This window comes from Halomonas sp. AOP43-D1-4, assembly GCF_052446175.1.
Classification (GTDB): Bacteria; Pseudomonadota; Gammaproteobacteria; order Pseudomonadales; family Halomonadaceae; genus Vreelandella; species Vreelandella citrativorans.
The window spans coordinates 1-1155 of record NZ_JBQSVY010000042.1 but is presented as its reverse complement, the minus strand read 5'-3'; the positions used below and the strand labels follow the sequence as shown (position 1 = coordinate 1155).

Sequence of the window (1155 nt, the reverse complement as noted above, 5' to 3'; positions counted from 1 at the left end):
ATGCGCATCACGTAACCAGTTTTCCAAATACTGGGTTTCCAGAGACAGGGTTTCCATCGTGCTGACTCCTTTTAAATAACTGAGTTATGTATAACGACTTATTTTGACGGATCAATCTGCTCTTTCTGAGCGCCCGATTTCTCCTTTGCCATGCCGAGCGTAGGCGCCTGGCCTTCCGGCTCTGGCTGTTGGCGTGCCGTGAATTCGCTACGACCGTCAAATGAGGGGCCTTCCGCCCAGCGGCCTTTCGGCGCTTCTTTATCCAGCAAGGTATTGAGGTAGTAGTACGAATGCTGCATGGCTTCGTGATCTTCAGGGGTAGCGTTCGGTATCGGAAGGTGTGCTCCAAGTCCGCCTAACTCTTCAATGACGGCTAACCACTGCTGCTGGTGGTAGGTATCACGCGCAATCAGAAAAGAGAGGAAGTCTTTCATGCCATGGTCGTCCGTCCAATTATAAAGACGCGATGCCAATACTCGACCACTTGCCTCCGCGGTCACGTTAGCGAGCATATCTGCCGCCACATTACCCGTGGCATAGATGTGGCTCATATCGAATGGCACGCCATTAGCATTGACCGGCATGGCAGAAAGCCCAGATGACAACAGGTGGCGTGGGTTCGCTCCGCCTAGAATGGCATTCATGACGGGATCTTCTGCGGTAGCCTCCTGGTAAGAGACGGGCGCACCTTCCAGGTTAAGCGCAACCGCATGACCAAGCATTTCGACATGCGCAAGCTCTTCTGTAGCCGTCGACATAAGAAGATCGCGAATGCGATCATCGCCCCGCGCTCCCATTGCCTGGAAGAAATATTGCATTGCTACCCGGATTTCCCCTTCTACCCCACCGATAGCCTGTTGGAGCAACATGGCAAATTCAGGATTAGGTTTATCGACTTTAACCGGATATTGCAGCTTTGCTGAATGGTGGAACATAGTACAGCCTCCTGGATTAACTGCCAGGAAGAAAACTTCCTGGCAGCAGACTTAAACGTTACGCAGTACCAGCCTCATTACTAACGGTTCCTTCTAAACAAAGCGCTTCCTTGCGAGCCTATCAAATGAAATATCCGATCGCGTTTAGTTAAGTATTGAAGGCCTCTGTACACTCCCCTTTAAGCAGCAACTTGCTTAGATGCTATTACTGACGCCCTTC

General features: G+C 51.0%; 1 protein-coding gene. It reads right to left on the bottom strand.

What is annotated here, in order from left to right:
• Positions 1–98: 98 nt before the first annotated feature.
• Positions 99–935 (bottom strand): manganese catalase family protein, encoded by an 837-nt coding sequence (locus ACT3RQ_RS17685; protein WP_444680989.1) that lies wholly within the window; start codon positions 933–935, stop codon positions 99–101.
• Positions 936–1155: the final 220 nt, after the last annotated feature.

Bases quoted from the DNA above. Each gene is read 5' to 3' on its own strand.
- ACT3RQ_RS17685 (WP_444680989.1), bottom strand. From the start codon at position 935: ATGTTCCACCATTCAGCAAAGCTGCAATATCCGGTTAAAGTCGATAAA.